At 46.1% G+C, this 18,976-nt stretch carries 20 protein-coding genes; 8 read left to right on the forward strand and 12 right to left on the reverse strand.

The genetic code is table 11. The features are described from left to right. Window positions 1-30 precede the first annotated feature (30 nt). From atpE to mnmG, 8 genes are all read right to left on the reverse strand, one after another. Window positions 31-318 carry a F0F1 ATP synthase subunit C gene (gene atpE / locus V7051_RS17375; RefSeq protein WP_027148646.1) on the reverse strand — a complete coding sequence of 96 codons (288 nt, stop codon included), beginning with the start codon at window positions 316-318 and terminating at the stop codon, window positions 31-33. A 46-nt stretch (window positions 319-364) separates the two neighbouring features. Beyond that, entirely contained in the window at window positions 365-1,138 is a 774-nt protein-coding gene (atpB, locus tag V7051_RS17380) for a F0F1 ATP synthase subunit A (RefSeq protein WP_333877033.1), read from the reverse strand. A 25-nt stretch (window positions 1,139-1,163) separates the two neighbouring features. After that, the gene (locus tag V7051_RS17385; RefSeq protein ID WP_333877036.1) at window positions 1,164-1,523 is read right to left on the reverse strand and encodes an ATP synthase subunit I; all 360 of its coding nucleotides are present in this window, start codon (window positions 1,521-1,523) and stop codon (window positions 1,164-1,166) included. 128 nt (window positions 1,524-1,651) lie between these two features. Then, window positions 1,652-2,515: a ParB/RepB/Spo0J family partition protein gene (locus tag V7051_RS17390; RefSeq protein WP_333877038.1), complete on the reverse strand. Its 864-nt coding sequence runs from the start codon at window positions 2,513-2,515 to the stop codon at window positions 1,652-1,654. Window positions 2,516-2,564: 49 nt separating this feature from the next. After that, the gene (locus V7051_RS17395; protein ID WP_333877040.1) at window positions 2,565-2,834 is read right to left on the reverse strand and encodes a hypothetical protein; all 270 of its coding nucleotides are present in this window, start codon (window positions 2,832-2,834) and stop codon (window positions 2,565-2,567) included. Next, complete coding sequence (locus tag V7051_RS17400) at window positions 2,831-3,607, reverse strand: ParA family protein (RefSeq protein WP_333877042.1); 777 nt, start codon at window positions 3,605-3,607, stop codon at window positions 2,831-2,833. The genes V7051_RS17395 and V7051_RS17400 overlap by 4 nt, the downstream gene beginning before the upstream one ends. Next, a complete protein-coding gene (gene rsmG, locus V7051_RS17405) occupies window positions 3,607-4,242 on the reverse strand; it encodes a 16S rRNA (guanine(527)-N(7))-methyltransferase RsmG (RefSeq protein ID WP_333877044.1) in 636 nt (211 codons plus the stop codon). Before rsmG ends, V7051_RS17400 begins: the two co-directional genes overlap by 1 nt. After that, window positions 4,242-6,113, reverse strand: coding sequence for a tRNA uridine-5-carboxymethylaminomethyl(34) synthesis enzyme MnmG (mnmG, locus tag V7051_RS17410; RefSeq protein ID WP_333877045.1), 1,872 nt, complete (start codon window positions 6,111-6,113; stop codon window positions 4,242-4,244). The genes rsmG and mnmG overlap by 1 nt, the downstream gene beginning before the upstream one ends. A gap of 80 nt (window positions 6,114-6,193) precedes the next feature. Between mnmG and V7051_RS17415 the strand changes: the two genes are divergently transcribed. The 5 genes from V7051_RS17415 to V7051_RS17435 all read left to right on the forward strand — a co-directional run bounded on the left by V7051_RS17415 (window position 6,194) and on the right by V7051_RS17435 (window position 7,704). Continuing rightward, on the forward strand, window positions 6,194-6,400 hold the full coding sequence (locus V7051_RS17415; RefSeq protein WP_333877047.1) for a DUF7230 family protein: 207 nt from the start codon (window positions 6,194-6,196) through the stop codon (window positions 6,398-6,400). A gap of 135 nt (window positions 6,401-6,535) precedes the next feature. Continuing rightward, window positions 6,536-6,751 carry an addiction module protein gene (locus V7051_RS17420; RefSeq protein ID WP_333877050.1) on the forward strand — a complete coding sequence of 72 codons (216 nt, stop codon included), beginning with the start codon at window positions 6,536-6,538 and terminating at the stop codon, window positions 6,749-6,751. After that, entirely contained in the window at window positions 6,748-7,047 is a 300-nt protein-coding gene (locus V7051_RS17425) for a type II toxin-antitoxin system RelE/ParE family toxin (protein ID WP_333877052.1), read from the forward strand. The genes V7051_RS17420 and V7051_RS17425 overlap by 4 nt, the downstream gene beginning before the upstream one ends. Window positions 7,048-7,208: 161 nt before the next feature. Next, window positions 7,209-7,424 carry a hypothetical protein gene (locus V7051_RS17430; protein WP_333877053.1) on the forward strand — a complete coding sequence of 72 codons (216 nt, stop codon included), beginning with the start codon at window positions 7,209-7,211 and terminating at the stop codon, window positions 7,422-7,424. Further along, the gene (locus V7051_RS17435) at window positions 7,414-7,704 is read left to right on the forward strand and encodes a type II toxin-antitoxin system RelE/ParE family toxin (RefSeq protein WP_333877055.1); all 291 of its coding nucleotides are present in this window, start codon (window positions 7,414-7,416) and stop codon (window positions 7,702-7,704) included. Before V7051_RS17430 ends, V7051_RS17435 begins: the two co-directional genes overlap by 11 nt. 323 nt (window positions 7,705-8,027) lie before the next feature. Here the strand turns inward: V7051_RS17435 and V7051_RS17440 are convergent, their stop codons facing one another. The 3 genes from V7051_RS17440 to V7051_RS17450 are packed head-to-tail and all read right to left on the reverse strand — an operon-like array spanning window position 8,028 to window position 11,477. Beyond that, window positions 8,028-9,014, reverse strand: a complete 987-nt coding sequence (locus V7051_RS17440) for a hypothetical protein (RefSeq protein ID WP_333877057.1) — start codon at window positions 9,012-9,014, stop codon at window positions 8,028-8,030. An 8-nt stretch (window positions 9,015-9,022) separates the two neighbouring features. Continuing rightward, window positions 9,023-10,372, reverse strand: coding sequence for a DUF3696 domain-containing protein (locus V7051_RS17445; RefSeq protein ID WP_333877059.1), 1,350 nt, complete (start codon window positions 10,370-10,372; stop codon window positions 9,023-9,025). Continuing rightward, window positions 10,356-11,477, reverse strand: a complete 1,122-nt coding sequence (locus V7051_RS17450; protein WP_333877060.1) for a DUF262 domain-containing protein — start codon at window positions 11,475-11,477, stop codon at window positions 10,356-10,358. Before V7051_RS17450 ends, V7051_RS17445 begins: the two co-directional genes overlap by 17 nt. Before the next feature lie 348 nt (window positions 11,478-11,825). Between V7051_RS17450 and V7051_RS17455 the strand changes: the two genes are divergently transcribed. Together V7051_RS17455 and V7051_RS17460 are read left to right on the forward strand one after the other, a co-directional pair. Next, the gene (locus V7051_RS17455; RefSeq protein WP_333877062.1) at window positions 11,826-14,480 is read left to right on the forward strand and encodes a cation-translocating P-type ATPase; all 2,655 of its coding nucleotides are present in this window, start codon (window positions 11,826-11,828) and stop codon (window positions 14,478-14,480) included. Between the two features lie 411 nt (window positions 14,481-14,891). Continuing rightward, window positions 14,892-17,546 carry a UPF0182 family protein gene (locus V7051_RS17460; RefSeq protein ID WP_333877064.1) on the forward strand — a complete coding sequence of 885 codons (2,655 nt, stop codon included), beginning with the start codon at window positions 14,892-14,894 and terminating at the stop codon, window positions 17,544-17,546. 63 nt (window positions 17,547-17,609) lie between these two features. On the opposite strand, the gene V7051_RS17465 is transcribed toward V7051_RS17460, so the two are convergent. After that, the gene (locus tag V7051_RS17465) at window positions 17,610-18,059 is read right to left on the reverse strand and encodes an Rsd/AlgQ family anti-sigma factor (protein ID WP_333877066.1); all 450 of its coding nucleotides are present in this window, start codon (window positions 18,057-18,059) and stop codon (window positions 17,610-17,612) included. Window positions 18,060-18,202: 143 nt separating this feature from the next. On the opposite strand from V7051_RS17465, the gene V7051_RS17470 reads away from it, so the two are divergent. Then, the gene (locus tag V7051_RS17470; protein WP_333877097.1) at window positions 18,203-18,976 is read left to right on the forward strand and encodes a glycosyltransferase family 2 protein; all 774 of its coding nucleotides are present in this window, start codon (window positions 18,203-18,205) and stop codon (window positions 18,974-18,976) included.

The following is an 18,976-nucleotide window of genomic DNA, read 5'->3' on the forward strand; positions in this document are numbered from 1 at the left end:
CCTCTTGTTGCTATTGAAAGTTAAACGGCATTAACCCGCTGCCGCCGCTTGTACAGCAGACAGGAATGGGTTAGCAAAGGTAAAGAACAGCGCCAAACCAACACCGATCATTGTTACCGCATCTAACAGACCCGCAACAACAAACATTTTTACTTGCAGCATAGGCACCATTTCCGGTTGACGCGCTGCGCCTTCCAGGAATTTTCCACCCAACAGACCGAAGCCTATCGCTGTTCCTAAAGCGCCCATACCCAGAACCAGACCTACTGCGATAGCAGTCATGCCTTGTACGTCAGCAATCAATTTTGCAATTTCCATGAAACCTCCAAACGAATAGTAAATTTATAAAAAGTTAAAAAAATTATTAATGATCTTCGTGCGCCATACTCAGGTACACAATGGTTAGTACCATGAATATAAATGCTTGAAGAGTGATAATTAGGATATGAAAGATCGCCCAGGGAAAACTCAACACCGGCTGAAGATACCAAGGCAATAACGCAATCAGAATAAAAATCAACTCACCCGCATACAGGTTTCCGAATAAACGAAGCGCCAATGAGATTGGCTTGGCAATTTCTTCTACTAATTTCAGCAGCAGGTTGAAAGGCAACAACCAAGGACCGAACGGTTGAAACATCAGCTCTTTAGCAAAGCCCCAAGGACCTTTGACCTTAATGCTGTAGAAAATAATCAAACAGAAAACGGAGATAGACATTGCAAATGTTGCATTTAAATCCGTACTTGGAACGACCCGCAGATATTCAATACCCATCATCGAACCAATCAACGGCAAAATATCAACCGGGAATAAATCCATGAAGTTCCATAGGAACACCCAGCAAAAAATGGTCAATGCCAGAGGGGCGATTAATTTGTTTTTACCGTGAAAGCTGTCTTTAACTTGGGTATCGACAAACTCAATCAGCATTTCTACAAAATTCTGCACTAACCCCGGAACACCCGCGGTAGCCTTTTCTGCCGCCGTCTTAAAAAACCAGACAAACAAGCCGCCCAGAACAGCTGAGAAAAACAAGGTATCCAGATTCAAAGCCCAGAAACCCTCGCCCACAGTCAGCGAAGTTAAATGGTGAATAATATAACCGGTTGCACCTTCGGCATGAGCTTCGGTAGCCATCGTTCCTCTCTAAATATAAATAATGTCAGCGCATCAACAGCGCAAACCAAAAAACCGATAATGCTACTATATATACTGCCAGCAGCGGTAATATTTCTATGTTTGGAAGCTGGAAAATCATGAAAAACAGCGCTGCCGTTAACAATAACTTGCCAGATTCTCCCGCATAAAAAGATCTCACAATCTTTCTTGCTTCCTGCCCTGCAGATTTATATACCCGTAAGGCAAAATACAGGTTTGGAATAAAAGCCGCCGCTCCACCTAAAACTGCTGATACGGCATAAGATCTTCCTTCTACCAAGGCAAATCCTGCTGTCAATACGATGATCGCGAGAACTTGATAAGCTATAACTTTACTGACAGTAGAGTATTGTCTATCTGTCACATCCAACTCCATACTTAACAGGTCGGGAATTATATATAGCACCCCTCATTAAATCAAGGAAGATTGAAATTTAACTTACAATTTTTATTGTTATTTTTTTTCATCTGTCCGCCAATTACCTGCTCATGCTATTTAATCTGTTCAAGGATTCCATCCAGCTCTTCTAAGCTAGAATACGCGATAACCAGCTTTCCAGTACCGTTTTCTTTATGCTCAATCAACACCTTCGCCCCCAGCTTTGCGGTCAAGTCCTCTTGCAATCGTAGCGTGTCCTTATCGACTTCCTTTACTTTAGATACTTTAGGCTCGGCTTGACTATCTTTAACCAAACGTTCCGCCGCTCTTACCGTTAACCCATCTCTGACAATCTTGTTAGCCGCAGCCACTTGTTTTGGACCATCCAGAGACAGCAGCGCCCGCGCATGCCCCATCTCCAGCTGCCTGTTGATCAATAGCTTTTTGACTTCCGGGTGTAAATCGATCAATCGTAATAAATTGGTCACCGTAGTACGCGACTTGCCCACCGCATCGGCAACTTGTTGATGAGTCATTTCAAACTCGTCCAGCAACCTTCTTAACGCTTCCGCCTCTTCCAAAGGATTAAGGTCTTCTCTTTGAATATTTTCAATCAGCGCTATCGCCATTGCTGTGCGATCGTCTATGTCCTTGATGACCACAGGCACTTGCTGCAAACCCGCCAATTGCGCAGCACGCCAGCGACGTTCCCCGGCAACAATCTCGTATTTTTCATGGGTGATCATACGCACCACAATCGGCTGTATGATCCCTTGCACTTTTATGGAGTCAGCCAATTCTTGCAGTTTTTCAGGGTTCATATCTTTTCTGGGCTGATATTTACCCCGTTGCATATGCTCGATCGGCAGGGTTTGCAGCGGATGACTTTCTCCGGCCTCCGCTTGCTCTTCTTTATCCGAAATATTGCCTAATAAAGCGTCCAGCCCTCGATTTAATCCGCGTTTTTTTACAGCCATAACTTTTCTCTTTTAATCATTTTACCGGCCTACGCCTATTCCACTGAATTTATGACAAGTCAGCACGGATTATCGATTCAAAGTCTTCAATCAATTTCCTTAAATTCTCTGCTTCTTCCAACAAAGTACGATGCTCTTTTTGAACGCCTTTAAAAAATGCAACGACCATTGCCGTTTGCTTATCTACTTCCGCGACAACCGCAGGCTGCGTTTCTTCCTTGCGCACATCTTTAACCGGCGGGTGTTTTTCTTCATTAGAGGAATCATCCGCCAGCAAGGCTTCAAGCCCCCGACCTAAACCACGTTTTCTTAAAGTCATGTGCTGCTATGCTTCTCTTTTCTAATCATTTCACCGGCCAATGCAATATACGCTACAGACCCTCGCGAGGATTTATCGTAGCTAAGCACAGGCAAACCGTGACTTGGCGCTTCCGCCAAACGAATGTTTCTTGGAATACAGGTTCGAAACACCTTATCGCCAAAATATCGAATCAGCTGCTCGGATACATCTTTGGTCAACCGGTTTCTGTCGTCATACATGGTTCGCAAAATCCCCTCCAAGTGCAACTCAGGGTTGACGGAATCCTGAATATTTTTCAACGTCGTCATTAATGCCGATAACCCTTCAAGTGCGTAATACTCGCATTGCATCGGTATCAACAGACTGTTGGCTGCCACCATCGCATTTAAGGTCAGCATATTCAAAGAAGGCGGGCAATCGACCAAAATAAAATCATAGTCCGCTTTTATCGGGATTAAGGCATCGGCGAGTCGCCGCTCCTTATGATCTGCGTGCATCAATTCCACTTCAGCCGCTGTCAAATCGGAATTACCGGGTATCACCGAAAAACCGATCTCAGGCATTTTAATGACTGTTTCCGACGCAGGCACTTCTTCCATCAATAAATCATAACTGGAATATTTGACTTCCTGCTTATCGATGCCGCAGCCCATTGCCGCATTGCCTTGCGGATCAAGATCCACCAGCAACACGCGCCGGTTAGCCGCAGCTAGCGAGGCGGCCAGATTTACACTGGTCGTAGTTTTTCCTACACCGCCTTTTTGATTGGTTACGGCAATTACTTTTCCCACTAGATTACCTCGGCCTGTTCCGGCGATTGTATTCGTACCAAACATCTTTCAACATCAGCTCCCGGAATGTTAACCGATATGACGGATTTTCTTGCTGTTATCTCTGCCAGTTCCGCATCCAGATTCTGCCCTTTCATTGCCAACAACACGCCATCATTGCTCAACAAGTGCGCAGTCAGCTTCACTATATCGGGCAAACTGGCAAATGCCCTGGTAAGAACGGCATCATAGGCTCGCTCAGGATGATAATCTTCCGCCCGACTGTGAAGAACCTCGACATTTTTAAGCTTTAATTCCAAAACGACCTGCTTTACAAACCGGGTTTTTTTTGCATTGCTATCCAGCAAAGTGAAATCAAGCTCAGGCAGGCAGATTGCCAATGGAATACCCGGCAAACCCGCGCCGGTGCCAATATCGATGATCCGCTTGCCTTCAATATGAGGAACAATCGCCAAACTGTCCAATATATGCAGCCGGGCCATTTCCTCCCGATTCCGTATCGCGGTCAGATTATAGGCTTTATTCCATTTCTCAATCAGCTTTATAAAACCAAGCAGCTGATCCACTTGATCATCAGTTACATTTAAATTTAATGCTGCTATCCCGTTTACCAGGATTTCTCGACATGCTTCCATCAGGCGCTTTTCTTCTTTAGATAAACCAGCAACAGGGAAATAGCGGCTGGAGTAATGCCTGGGATTCGCGATGCCTGCCCCAGGGTTTCCGGCCGCTGTTTTTTTAGTTTTTCACTCACTTCATTGGAAAGGCCGGGGACGCCGTTGTAATCGATAACTTCAGGCAAACGCAGGTGATCGTAGCGCAAAGCCTTGTCTATCTCGGTTTGCTGTCTGTCGATATAACCAGCATATTTAGCCTGAATTTCAACCTGTTCGGCCACCTGCGGATCCATATCCTCAGCATTGTCCATGAACGACAATAACTGCTTAACATCCACTTCCGGGCGACGCAGTAAATCCATCAGATTGGCTTCCCGCAATAACGGTTTGCCCCAGTATTGCCCAACCTGAGCAGCTTCTTCCGTTTCCGTCCTGACCCACTTCTTTTTCAGGCCGTCCTGTAATTGAGAGATCGCAGCTCGCTTGATCTCAAAAGCCTGCCAGCGCTGATCATCAACCAATCCCAATTCCCGGCCTTTTTCGGTCAGACGCAAATCGGCATTGTCTTCTCTCAACAGCAAGCGGTATTCCGCACGGCTGGTAAACATGCGATACGGCTCCTGTGTGCCGCGCGTAATCAGGTCGTCGATCATTACACCGATATAAGCCTCATCACGCCCCGGACACCAGCTGTCCAGTCCCTGAACCAAACGCGCCGCATTAAGCCCCGCGATTAAGCCTTGAGCCGCAGCTTCTTCGTAACCGGTCGTACCGTTGACTTGCCCGGCAAAAAACAGCGCATCCATGTGCTTGGTTTCCAGCGATGACTTAAGGTCTCTCGGATCAAAAAAATCATATTCGATCGCATAACCGGGACGCACGATTTCGGCATTTTCAAAGCCCAGCATTGAGCGCACGAACTCATACTGCACATCGAAAGGCAGGCTGGTCGATATGCCGTTCGGATAAATCTCATGGGTATTCAAGCCTTCCGGCTCAACAAAAATCTGGTGCGAATCCCGGTCGGCAAAGCGTACAACCTTATCCTCAATCGACGGACAATAACGCGGCCCGATACCCTCGATGATCCCCGAATACAACGGCGACCTATCCAGGCCGGAACGGATAATATCGTGGGTTTTATTGTTGGTGCGGGTGATATGACACGGAATCTGCCGTGGATGATGCTCGCGTTTGCCCATAAACGAAAACACCGGCACCGGATCGTCGCCATGCTGCTCTTCCAGCTTGCTAAAATCGATAGTCCGCCCGTCGATACGCGGCGGCGTACCGGTTTTTAAGCGGTCGATCCTGAACGGCAATTCCCTTAAACGCTCGGCCAGCGCAATCGAGGCCGGATCGCCCGCACGGCCGCCGCTGTAGTTTTCCAGACCGATATGTATTTTGCCGCCCAAGAAAGTACCGGTCGTTAAAACCACGGCTCTTGCGCTAAAACTCAAACCCATTTGCGTTTTGACACCGGCAACCCTGCCGCCCTCGACGATCAAATCGGACACGGTTTGCTGAAACAAGGCCAGATTTGGCTGGTTTTCCAGCGCAGATCTAACAGCCTGCTTATAAAGCTGACGATCCGCCTGAGCGCGGGTCGCCCGAACCGCCGGGCCTTTGCTGGCGTTCAGAGTGCGAAACTGAATGCCGCCAAGATCGATTGCCCGTGCCATCACCCCACCCAACGCATCGACTTCCTTAACCAGATGCCCCTTGCCTATCCCGCCAATCGCAGGATTGCAGCTCATTTGTCCCAGCGTGTCGATATTTTGCGTTAACAGCAGCGTATTCGCGCCGCACCGGGCCGATGCCATCGCTGCTTCCGTACCCGCATGACCGCCGCCAACCACAATGACATCAAAATCTTTTCTAAATTTCACTAGCGCTATGTACTCTTAAAAAATGGTATATTACAACTGTGTGAGTTCACACAAACTTGACATATTATAAGAGGTAAACGATGAAAAAACGTAAAAATCAAAAAGGAGCGGAAATCGTTCCTAACCAAAACCCGGTCGCGAAGTACGCGCACCTGTTTAACAAAGCGCAAACCTTTTGCGATAAAAGCAAATATAGCCGCAAAGCAAAACACCCAAGGCAGGAGGCTAATCCAATGGTTCCAGGCGGAATTATTGGATTAGCCTCTTGTTTTATCCTTTCGGCCTGAGGTATTCAAAACCAGCTTCGGGATAGTCAATAGATCGATTTGTACTATTTTTTATTATTCAAGACCATCAAGTTAACACAGGGCAATTTAAAGTTAAGCCGTTTCGGTATCAACCATTCTAGAGGTACTTCCCACATGAGCATCGCCGAACTTCATAAGTTATCAGCTGTAGAAAAATTAAAGATTATTGAGGCGCTTTGGGAAGATTTGGCCAACGACGAAAACAACCTTCCCAGTCCGGCTTGGCATGAAACCGAACTCATCGAAACCGAAAAAAAATTTCTTTCCGGCGACGTCGAAATACTGGATTGGCAACAAGCGAAGAAAGAATTGCGTTCGCAATTTGAATGAAAGTTCAAGTTCTCCGGCCAGCTATGAAAGACCTTGCAGCAGGCCGAAAGTTTTATGATCGTCAAGAAGCGGGAGTAGGCGACTATTTTTTCGACAGTCTTTTTGCTGAAATAGACTCACTGGCACTCTACGGAGGAATTCATTCAGTTCATTTCGGATTTTATCGCCTGCTGGCAAAGCGTTTTCCTTACGCAATTTATTACAAGGTAATTGATAGCAAAGCTGTTGTCTTTCGTGTTCTTGATTGCAGGAGTAATCCAAATAAGCTTCGAAAGGTTTTTGAAGAAATGGATTAGGCGTTTTTCCGGCCTACCCGGCTATTTTCTCCACAAAACTCACCTGGACTAATAAATCAACTTATACATTGCTTATTGATTGTTTCGGGCATGCCTAGGCAAAGAAGAGAAAACGTAACCTATTATTTTCAAATAGCAAAATAACCATTAGGAGTTGAACCATGATTAATATCACTATCGACAACCCCGACATCGAACAAATACTGCAACAAACCTATGGCAATAATCACGGCCGCCTGATCAAAGAATTCAGTCAATTCATACAAACCACAAGAATTAAAGACGATATAGGCATTTCCATACACCAACTTGAACAGGGCGAAAGCATAAAACTGACGGATGCGTTCACCCAAGTCAAACGAAAATATGAAGAGTGAACCGGAAATCGTCTTATCGCCTAAAGCTCTGCGACGACTGGAAGAGTTTGCCGAATATCTATATGCACAAACACAATCAAAACGCTTTGTTAGAGAATATATCGGCAAAATAGAAGCATATTTGGAAAATACCCTCAAATTATTTCCCGAATCTGGAACACCAATGCCGGAATATGGCGAAGACATACGCCGTTTAAGCTATCAGCGATTTTCTATTCTGTATAGAATTGAGGGAACGCAAATTCAAATTTTAACTTTTTATCGACAGAATCTGCCTTAATTCGCAGTCAATCATCGCACAACTTTGACAGACAAATGTCGAAGTTGCGCGGACTGTCTATCGACAAATCTACATTAGCAGTAGGCCGGAATAAGGCCATCCAAGCGCGTAGCGCGAGGTGGTGTTTCCGGCTAATCTGAGAAGGGTGCCGGAAACGCCAGTTTTCGCTGTCGCTCGAATCGGCTTATTCTGTCCTACCGGGCTGCCAAAACCCATCACATCAATGGGAAGAGGCTTGATGAGTTTCGCGTTGCTCTAACCGACTTATTCCCTCCTATCGGGCTGCTCGCTTATTGGCAGTGATTCGTTGAGTCTGAACGAGGTCATTGTGCTTTAACTCCAGCCGTCTTTAGGTGGGGACCAACATAGCCTATTGTTAACCTTTTCTTGTGCTTGTCTTCAAACCAATAAAGGCGGTAACCTCTGGGCTCGATATTGCAATGCATAGTAAAGTGTTTTCTGCCATTATTTGGGCAAGTTGCCAAACGCATGTCCGCTAACTCCGTTTTGTTCATCGTAGCTTTGCTTTCTGGGCGCGCACTCATGGGGTACAAAATATCAATTTCTCTTTTAGTAACCCAAGAATGACAACAGTCATCTAATTCCCGTAACCTTCTATTTACTGATTTAAACGTTGCTCCCTGTAAGTTAGGCAGAATCTTATTTTCATATTCTTGACAAAAATCCAAATAAGGAAAAGCTAATGTCCAGCCGTTTAATAAGTCAGCAGCATTAAGACAATGATTACTGATACTATACCGCCAATCACGAACAACCGCATCAACATGTTCGACTTTGGACACAGAGCGAACTTGATGCTGCACAGTACGCTCAGGCTCAAGTTCATCAAATCCACCATACAGAATCTGTTCGACTTCGATAAATGGTACGCACCATTGTGGTTGCGACGGAAAACTGATGCTAAAACCATCAGTGATTAACGCAACGCCCAAAGCATTACAGATTTGATCGGAATTCGATTTAAGACGAAATTCGGAACGACTAAAATCATCAATATCCTGTGCTATCGCTTTCAAGTGTTCATGTACAGGTGTTTTTGTCATTAGTTGCTGAGCTAATAAGCGCAAATCATCTTGGTAATCCAGCTCATCTAACCACTCGTTGAAACCGTAATCATCGGTGAGCAATATTTCATATAAATCTTGCTCAGCATATAGCACGGGATTACAAATTTTTTGGGCAATCAACTCAGCAACAGCGCTTAGCGTTTCTGTAAACCAATTACGCGCCAAATCAGTCGAGTCTGCTTCAACCACTGATAAATCGTTAAACACTAAATCTGCTTTCATGACTGGAGTTAGGCTTTAGGCGCTTTGATACGCGGACGTTGTCCTGCGGCAAGGCTGGCGAGGCTTTTTGCTGTTTCATCAAAAAAATCTTCAGGCCAGTGGTCGAGCCGTCCATTTGAGTCAATCGTCGGCTTGATGATTTTAGTATCGTTATTTTCTCGCTCAAAAAACAAGATGTTTACGTCTTCCGGTGCTAATAACCCATTTTTAGCCGCAAGCCGTAACGCGTTTAACACATGATCACTATGCGATTCGATGAAGATTTGCACCCCCGTATTGGCGACTTTAATCAAAAACTCGATTAATGCGGACTGGGCTTTGGGGTGTAGATGGATTTCGGGGTTTTCTATGATGATTTTTTCGCCGGGCTTGGCGATAAGGCCGGTTACTATAATCGGCAAGATGCTGCTGTAGCCGAAGCCTACATTAGAGGGTTTTGAATCACCAATAAGTAGTTCTAATAAATTAACCCGTAGAGGATTTATTTTTAAGGAAAGTGGGCTAAGGATTTTTCCTAGCCAAGCTTGTGTTTGTACCAATAAAGTGGCTTGATTTTCGCCTAAAATGCCCGGAGTTTCTGCCAGGTATAACGCCTCATTAATAGGGTGATCGGATAGTTTATTTAACAAATTGACGACCATTTCCCCGTTTGTGCCCACATGAGGAAAATCGGATAGGGGCGACTTTTTATAAACTTCCTGCGGGCCTATTCTATCGGCAGAAATGAAATGAATAGCATCTATTTCGGAATTAAAACAAAAATTATGAGCAGGAATGCTTTGTATTTTTTTTCCATCTACTTCTATTACTTTTCTTTTTGCAATATATCCTAAATCTGGACTATTTAATCTGTAAACTTCTCGACTAATTTCATCTGTGCTAGTTATAAAATCAAAGTCATCCCCCTTAAGATAACGTATGCCATCTTGCACAGAAAAGATAAGATTTTTCTTTACTGTTTCTTTTTTTTCATTATCTAAATAGTCCAAGCAAATAGTTACGTCCAAGATTGTTAAACTCATCGTATCAATTTCGGGTTTTAAGTAATAATGCATGGATAATATATTTTTTTTATTATTATCATCGCGGTAAAAGTATTCCAAAAATATTGGATTTTCTTTTGAAATTTCACGGTTTCTTACATCATCAAAACTACCCAAATTGATACAGCTGCCATTTAAAATTAATTCTGTAGTATAAGGATTATGCTCAATAGATTGCCGCATCAATAACAAAGCCTGCAATACCGTCGATTTCCCCGCCCCGTTCACGCCTGTAAACAGGTTGAATTGACTTAACGGAATCGTTGTTTCTTCCTTAAAACACTTAAAATTAGTTAATTTAATCTGCGTCAGCATGATTTACGCCTCCAAGAATTTTTTGCGCAAGATTAAAGCGTGTCATAACCCGTTTTTTGTCGCCTGTACTTTGTTGAACGGCATCTAAATATTTTGTGTTTTTTAATAGCCGGTCAAAATTCTTAATAATGGTTTGTTTGTTGTTGCGAAAAAACGCATCGGTTTGTTGGGAAAAGAAGTATCCGACCGATTCCAAAACCGCAATATTGACGCGTCCACGAGTCGTTTTTTCAGGAAAAGGCACACGAAAATTCCGCTCGCCAAAAAAAGCACTCGTCCATTTCATAACACGGTCAAAATCCTTTTGTAATTCTAAAATCTCCTCGTCGGACATTTTGTTGATTTTCCGCATGGCTTGTTCAACAAAAACGCTCATATCACCCTGATAATCTTTTTTGTAGTCAAACAGTTTGAATGAAAGGTAACGTAAGACCGCCTCTCTATCTTTCATACGTTTGGGTGAAATACCCTTATCAATTGCTTTCTGGAAAATTTCTGACTCCGATAGTTCTTTCAACAACTTTGTTGCTTTGCCTAAGAAAATACAATTACGGACTTCTTGCCGTTCCAGCTTGGTTCCACCGGTATTAATTCGATTGAACAAGTCATAAACCACTTCCATCGGTACAGAAGGCCGCAGCACATACAAAGTGATTTTTTTATCTTCAATCTTAGTTTGATACGCTCCTGACATGACTTTTAACTCAGAAAAACGCTTGCTATTTAAATGCGGCAGAGCTTCCAATCCTGTCAATTCGAACTCGTTGTTTACAAATTCATGCAATGCCGTCGTGCGCTGTAAGCCATCGACAATAATGTATTTGCCCTCACGGGTTTCATTGACGTAAAAAGGAGGGAGGGGGTAATTTAAAATGACCGATTCGATGAACCGGCTTTTTTGTTCGGGCTTCCAAACTAAATTACGTTGAAAATCCGGATCGATAACTAATCGGTCATCATCATATTTACGCATCATTTCAAAGATAGAATGCGGAGTCTCACGGATGTCAATGTCGGCTTGGGTTGGATCATAGGGATAAAGTCCACCTTTGCCTTCCTCAGCTTCATCCGTTGTAACAATTACATCGTCATTACTTTGCTTCATCAACATATTCTGCAAAAGAGTTGTATTTTTAATGGCTTTAAATATAGAAGCATCATTATGCCGTAACAATATACCAATATCTTATTTTTAATTGAACTTGTCGTTATTTGTAAATATTGGCATCGACGGTACCAAGTGTTATGTCTACCCCTAATTAATCTCCAGATAATGTTTGAGCCCTTAACGCAGTAAGCCGGATTAGTTCAGTAGGGTGATGAGTCCGGAATGAACAATAGCTTAATTGGTTACTCTAGTTCCCAAGCTATCTTATTTTCATTTTTTAAGGGATATTACAATCATCATATAAATTGAGATACTTGCAACGTCCGCCTCACAGGAGATCAAACCTTGACCAAGCGCCAAAAGAATCAAAGTAAAAAGCCTCCTTCGCCTCCCTGGCACCTCCTTGAAGCGTGGCAGACCACCGCGTGGCTCAAGGTCGATCCAGAAAAGGGCCTCAATCATCAGGAGGCAAAAGAACGTCTTGATACTTACGGCCCGAACGCCATCCAGGAGCAAAGCCGCCGGGGACCGGTACGGATGTTTTTCGGGCAATTCGCCGATTTTATGATCATCGTGCTGATTTTGGCCTGCATCGTTTCGGGCCTGGTCGGCGACTTGACGGATACGGTCGCCATCGGCGTGATCATCGTGCTGAACGCGATCATCGGCTTCATCCAGGAATATCGCGCGGAAAAAGCCGTGGCCGCGCTCAAACGCTTGTCTAGTCCCACTGCGCAAGTGTTGCGCGAGGGAAAAATCCAAACCATTGCGGCGAAGGAACTGGTTCCCGGCGATCTGGTAATGCTTGAGGCCGGCAATGTCGTCCCGGCAGACCTGAAACTATTGGATGTCGCGCGGCTCAAGGTGGAAGAGGCCACGCTGACCGGCGAATCACTACCGGTCGAAAAATCGGGCGCGTTAATCCGGGAACTGAATTCGCCGCTCGGCGACCGGCTTAACATGGCTTACAAGGGAACGGTAGCGACTTACGGCCGCGGCGTCGGCATCGTCATCGCCACGGGCATGGATACCGAGCTTGGTAAAATAGCCGAACTTCTGCGCCAGGGAAAAGAGACTAAAACCCCGCTGCAATTACGTCTTGCCAGCTTCGGCATGCGCCTCGCCCTGTTGGTTTTGGCGGTCTGCGCAATCATTTTCGTGGTGGGTTTGCTGCGCGGCGAACAGCCTTTGTTGATGTTTCTGACCGCTGTCAGCCTGGCGGTAGCCGCCATCCCGGAAGCCTTGCCCGCCGTAGCCACGGTCACTTTAGCCATAGGCGCGCGCAATTTAGTCGCAAAAAACGCGCTGGTCCGCCGTCTGCATGCCGTGGAAACCTTGGGTTCGGTGACCTTCATCTGCTCGGACAAGACCGGTACGCTGACGCAAAACCGCATGCATGCCGAAGCGTTTTACGTCGAAGAGCGCTTGCATGAAGGCATCGCCGACTATTTTCCAATCCCGCTTTTACATGCGCTGGCCCTGAACAACGACGCCCGCCGCGACCACGACGGGCAACTGCTGGGCGACCCTACCGAAATCGCCCTGTACGAAGCCGCCGAAAGCGTTGGCTACGTTGGCGCCGATCTCGTCAAAAACATACCGCGATTGGATGAAATTCCTTTCGATTCGGAACGCAAACTGATGACCACGCTGCATCAGGAAAATGGCGAACTTGTCGCTTACACCAAAGGCGCACCGGAGAATGTGCTGCCCCATTGCGTTAGTCTATGGACAACTACCGGTCCGCAGCCTCTGCAAAAGGAAAAAATACTGGCCGCCGCCGACCAAATGGCTGCGGAAGGCCTGCGGGTACTGGCCTTGGCGTACCGGCAATTTCCTGAACGTCCGCAAACGTTGGACTCCGACGCTGTCGAAACCGGCCTGTGTTTTCTGGGCTTGGCGGGACTGATGGACCCTCCGCGGCCCGAAGCCAAGGAAGCGGTGGCGCTTTGCAAGACCGCCGGGATCACGCCGGTCATGATCACCGGCGATCACCCGGCGACTGCCCGCGCCATCGCAATCAGGCTCGGTATTGTCGATGACGGCTGCAAGGTGCTGACCGGGTCCGAATTGGAGCGCATGAGTCTTGCGGAATTCGAGAAAGAAGTCGAGGACGTTCGTATTTATGCCCGCGTCGCCCCCGAACAGAAGATCAAGATCATCAAGGCGCTACAGGACAGGGGGGAGTTCATAGCGATGACCGGGGATGGCGTCAACGATGCGCCGGCTTTGCGCGCCGCCAATATCGGCATCGCGATGGGCAAGATCGGCACGGACGTGGCGCGGGAGGCATCGCATATGGTATTGCTGGATGATAATTTCGCCACCATCGTTACTGCGGTGCGCGAGGGGCGGCGGATTTTCGACAACATCCGCAAATTCATCAAATACGCGATGACCTGTAACTCGGCGGAAATCTGGACATTGTTTCTGGCGCCTTTTCTGGATTTGCCGATCCCGTTGCTGCCCATCCATATCCTCTGGATCAACCTGGTCACCGATGGCTTGCCGGGACTGGCGCTGGCCGTCGAACCGGAAGAGCGGGGCATCATGCAACGTCCGCCCCGCCCGCCGCAGGAAAACATTTTTGCGCAAGGCATGTGGCAGCACATCCTGTGGATTGGACTGCTGATGGGCGGCGTTTCGTTATTCTCCCAAGGCTGGGCTTATTTTACCGGTTCCAACCACTGGCAGAGCATGGTGTTCACGGTGCTTGCCCTATCGCAGATGGGCCATGTGTTGGCAATCCGGTCGGAACGGGAATCGCTGTTCACTCAGGGACTGTTTTCCAACAAGCTGCTGTTGGGTTCAGTGTTGTTGACTTTTGGTCTGCAAATGGCGGTGTTGTATGTGCCGGTGTTGCAGCCTATCTTCAAAACCGAGGCTTTGAGCCTCAATGAACTGTTGTTCTGCCTGGGGCTTTCTTCGGTCGTGTTCTTTGTCGTGGAAATCGAAAAGTGGATGCGCCGCCGGGGCTGGATTTACCGGAACGGCCAGTAAAGCCATTAGCATTCTATATCCATAGTAACTACCCTATGGTCGGCATCCTAAGGCTCATGCTGTTCAAACGCCGAAAAAAGGCGGTTTACAATAGATAACGGGCTGCAACCGATATTGCGTGGGGCGTGCCGTGCGCGTCTTCTGATCCTAAAGGCGCGCACGGCACGCCCTACATCGGATATTCCCCGACAGGGAGCAAGAATTTTTCCTGACAATGATTCTGCCTAATCTGTGCTCTATCTTTTTTACCGACGTAATGCATCACGCGTAACATCAGATGCTGTCTAAATCATTACGAACCCATTATTGGGTGCTAGAATACAGTTAGAGTGTGCGTTGGATCGAATAGTTGTAATCTAAAAAATGCACAAAACGAATACGTTAAAAAACATTTTCTATTAAGAGGACACTATGCGGAACCTGAAGCTTTTACCCGCGCTAATTGGAGCGACACTTGTCATCGCTGTCATTTTATACGTCGCTTTCTATTTCATCTTTCTCGATTTGTTTGTCGACTTATGGTGGTACGAATCGTTAAAACTCGAAGCTTATTTCTGGCTTAGACTGCTCTATAAATTCTTTCTTTCCGGCGGCGTCACGCTGGCCTTCTTTGCCATTTTCTTTTTTCATTTTTGGGTGGCCTCGCGTTATCTCGGCTTAAACCCGCCGGATGAAATTCTCAGCAATTTGGATAAACGCCGACGCTTCCAGCGTTTTGCCGATATCTTTATGAACGGCTCGGCAACCATATACACGCCGGTATCCCTGATACTGGCCATATTTATCGCTATTCCTTTTTATAATCAGTGGGAAACGACGCTGCTGTATTTTTTCGGCAGCGATTCGGGCGTAGCCGAACCGGTTTACGGCAAGGATGTCAGCTTTTATATGCTGTCTTATCCGACCTATATGTTGATTCAGCAGGAACTGCTGACGACCGCCTCGCTGATTTTCTGTATGGTCGGCGTCTTATATTGGCTGGAACATATTTTTATACCCAACCAAAGTTCGGAATTCCCGTTGGGCGCCAAAGTTCATTTAACCGTTCTTATCGGCTTTGTGGTTGCTTTTGTGGTCTGGGGATTCATGCTGGATCGTTTTACGCTGCTTTATGCCGACAAGCACGAGCCGATATTTTATGGTCCGGGGTTTGTAGAAATACGCTATCAATTGCCGCTGATCTGGCTGGAAATTATTACCTTCATAGCCACTGCGATTACGGCGGGCCTGTTTATTTTCTCGGAAAAACATCGGGTCAAAGCGCCCTTCTTAATTTCATTGACCCTATTCCTTTGCGTTGCGGGTTTGCCGAAAATCCAATTTATCCCCGATTTAATCCAAAAATATATCGTCAACCCGAATCCGGTCAAAACCAATAAGTCGTTCATGCAATACAACATTGATGCGACGCTGGATGCTTACGATTTGAAGAATATTAAAACGGTTGATACAACGATTAAACTGGATGCAGCCAAGGACATTGAAACCTGGAGCACGCAAAAACATTTTGAGAATATTCCGGTTTGGGACAGGGAATTTATCATTGACAGCTATAAGCAGCTACAGGAGATCAGGCCTTATTACAAAATCCTGTCTGTCGATGAAGACCGCTATTTTATTCTTGACCATACCAGACAGGTTAATCTGGCCGCCAGGGAAATCAACGTTTCGAAATTACCGCCTGAAGCGCAAAATTGGGAAAACATACATTTGCGCTATACCCACGGCTATGGCGCCGTCGTCACTCCCGCCGCCCAAGATGCCGATAGCCCTCTGGTCTGGTATTTACGCGATTTAAACCTGTATTCAGATGTCGGCTTCAAAGTCGAACACCCTGACATCTATTACGGCCAGGAAAAATTCGACTATGCCATAGTCCCGAATAAGCTCAACGTCGTAGGCATTGCCGGTTCCGCTGATCCCACCATGGAAGCGGCTTACCATGGCGAAGGCGGCATTCCTATTCCATCACTGTTCAGAAAAGCCTTATTTTCTTTTTATTTAAAAGACGAAAAAATATTCTTTTCCACCAACATTTCAACAGAAAGCAAAGTCAAGATACGCAGAAATATAACCGAGCGTATTAATCGGTTAACCCCGTTCCTGCATCTGGATAAAGATCCCTATCTGGTTATCACCAAGGAACGGTTCTACTGGATAGTGGATGCCTACACTTTATCCAACAAATATCCGGTGTCCAAACCCGCAGACGATGATTTTCTGGAAGGACACCAAGATTTCAACTACATCCGCAACTCGGTTAAGGTTGTTGTAGATGCCTTTGACGGCGACGTTGATTTTTATATTGCCGATCCATCGGATTCGCTTATTAAGGCATACAGCAACGCCTATCCCGGATTGTTCAAAAACCTGGATGAAATGCCGGCCGAATTAAAGCAACACTTGCGCTATCCTCGCGATCTTCAATATCTGCAAATGAAGGTATACGCAAAATATCATCAACGAATCCCTGAATTATTCTACGAACAGGCCGAAACCTGGCAGTTTGCCAATGTCCGCGGGCAACCGGTCTTGCCTTATTACCAGACGATGGACTTCGGCAATTGTAATGATAAGGAAGAGTTTGTATTGATTAACCCGATGACACCGGTTAACAGGAGCAATCTGAGCATGATAGGTGTTGCGGGGACGCTGGATAAAACCAACTGTAGCTCCGACTACAAGCCCGGCATTACCGTTTACAAATTCGGTAAGGATGTCCAGGTTAACGGGCCCGCGCAGGTTGAGGCGTTAATTAACCAAAATCCGGAAATTTCGGCGCAATTCACCTTATGGGGCCAATATGGCTCGGTGGTTGAAATGGGACGGATGATTATCCTGCCGATGGGCAATACCGTCCTTTATGTGCAGCCGATTTATCTGGCATCGACCAAAAACAAAATACCCGAATTAACACGGGTCATCGTTTCTATCGGCAATCAGGTTGTGATGGATAAAACCTTATGGTCGGCTTTTAGCCGTTTAAAGCAAATTTATCTCAAAAACGCCGCCGAAAGCGACGGAACGGAAACCCCCAAAGCAATCGTAACGCCGACGCAGCCTTAAATCAAAATAGCGGCAAGACCAGCGGAAGCTCTGCTGGTCTTTTTGTGATCAGCATCAAAATCCCTATTGCAGCATCAACTCACAAAGCCGGTCTTCCAAATCGATTCTTTTTGCCAAACTTTCACCTAAGGCGGACAGGTCCTGTTTCAGGTCATCAGAAATAGTTGCAGTTGTATCATTTTCATATTTGTCATTAAACGATACCGCCGCTTCCGTAGTAAATGACAATGCCGGATAAATTTCTTTTGCGACCGATGATAACGCAGGATTTTGACTGTCCGCGTCTGCGAACAAACATTCGCAAACACCAAAATGACCAAGAGAAATATAATCAATCAGTATTTCTGAAAATTGGGCCAGCTTCTTCCTTACCGCCTGATTCGCTGCTTTAGGTATTAGCTCGGCAATATGACAATATGAAGACCAAACCTCTTGCCTTTCATTTTGTAATTCAGCTATCAGTTGATAGGCCTGCTGTTTTTTTTCCGGGTTAGCTTGCACTGCAATCGACATGAGCACCTCCTATATTGAGTTAGTGACTTTAATTTATGTCGATTATCATGAAATCGCAACAATTAATTAAAAAATAAGGTAATTTTATAAATATTTCAGTTATTATTCCCAGCTACAACCGCTGCCATTTACTCAAACGGGCGCTGTCATCCGTATATTCCCAAACTTTATTACCGGCCGAAGTTGCGGTAATCGATGACGGCTCGACCGATGGCACAGAAGTCATGCTCCGTCAGGAATTTCCTCAGGTAAATTATTACTATCAGCGGAACCACGGAGTCAGCGCGGCACGCAATCTTGGCATACAACAAGCAACAGGCGACTGGCTGGCTTTTCTGGATTCCGATGACGAATGGCTACCTGAAAAGCTGTCAAAACAGAAGGCGGCACTGGCTATCAATCCTGAATACAAGATTTGCCATACCGAAGAAAATTGGGTGCGAAATGGAATTCAGGTCGACGTGCCTCAAAAATACGCGAAAACCGGCGGCTGGATATTTAACCATTGCTTGCCGCTCTGCGCGATGTCGCCGTCCACGATGTTGATTCATCGCACGGTATTCACCGACATTGGCCTGTTTGATGCCCAACTGCCAGCCTGCGAAGATTATGACCTGTGGCTCAGGATCACCGCCAATTACCCGGTTTTATTGGTCGAGCAACCGCAAATCAACAAACATGGCGGCCATGCAGACCAGCTATCCCACGCATTCTGGGGCATGGACCGGTTTCGGATCGAAGCCTTACAGAAAATTATCGATGCAGGGCAATTGTCCGACCAAAACCGGCAGGCGGCGGTCAATATGCTGTTAAAGAAGACGAATATTTACCTCAACGGCGTTATAAAACGCGGCAAAACCGATGAAGCCGACTATTACCGACAACTGATTAAACGTTATGCAGTAGACGCCGTTTAG

Origin of the sequence: Methylobacter sp., assembly GCF_036845245.1 — a bacterium.
Classification (GTDB): Bacteria; Pseudomonadota; Gammaproteobacteria; order Methylococcales; family Methylomonadaceae; genus Methylobacter_A.

Bases quoted from the DNA above. Each gene is read 5' to 3' on its own strand.
- atpE (WP_027148646.1), bottom strand. From the start codon at position 318: ATGGAAATTGCAAAATTGATTGCTGACGTACAAGGCATGACTGCTATC.
- atpB (WP_333877033.1), bottom strand. From the start codon at position 1,138: ATGGCTACCGAAGCTCATGCCGAAGGTGCAACCGGTTATATTATTCAC.
- V7051_RS17390 (WP_333877038.1), bottom strand. From the start codon at position 2,515: ATGGCTGTAAAAAAACGCGGATTAAATCGAGGGCTGGACGCTTTATTA.
- V7051_RS17395 (WP_333877040.1), bottom strand. From the start codon at position 2,834: ATGACTTTAAGAAAACGTGGTTTAGGTCGGGGGCTTGAAGCCTTGCTG.
- rsmG (WP_333877044.1), bottom strand. From the start codon at position 4,242: ATGGAAGCATGTCGAGAAATCCTGGTAAACGGGATAGCAGCATTAAAT.
- V7051_RS17415 (WP_333877047.1), top strand. From the start codon at position 6,194: ATGAAAAAACGTAAAAATCAAAAAGGAGCGGAAATCGTTCCTAACCAA.
- V7051_RS17420 (WP_333877050.1), top strand. From the start codon at position 6,536: ATGAGCATCGCCGAACTTCATAAGTTATCAGCTGTAGAAAAATTAAAG.
- V7051_RS17425 (WP_333877052.1), top strand. From the start codon at position 6,748: ATGAAAGTTCAAGTTCTCCGGCCAGCTATGAAAGACCTTGCAGCAGGC.
- V7051_RS17430 (WP_333877053.1), top strand. From the start codon at position 7,209: ATGATTAATATCACTATCGACAACCCCGACATCGAACAAATACTGCAA.
- V7051_RS17435 (WP_333877055.1), top strand. From the start codon at position 7,414: ATGAAGAGTGAACCGGAAATCGTCTTATCGCCTAAAGCTCTGCGACGA.
- V7051_RS17440 (WP_333877057.1), bottom strand. From the start codon at position 9,014: ATGAAAGCAGATTTAGTGTTTAACGATTTATCAGTGGTTGAAGCAGAC.
- V7051_RS17445 (WP_333877059.1), bottom strand. From the start codon at position 10,372: ATGCTGACGCAGATTAAATTAACTAATTTTAAGTGTTTTAAGGAAGAA.
- V7051_RS17450 (WP_333877060.1), bottom strand. From the start codon at position 11,477: ATGAAGCAAAGTAATGACGATGTAATTGTTACAACGGATGAAGCTGAG.
- V7051_RS17460 (WP_333877064.1), top strand. From the start codon at position 14,892: ATGCGGAACCTGAAGCTTTTACCCGCGCTAATTGGAGCGACACTTGTC.
- V7051_RS17465 (WP_333877066.1), bottom strand. From the start codon at position 18,059: ATGTCGATTGCAGTGCAAGCTAACCCGGAAAAAAAACAGCAGGCCTAT.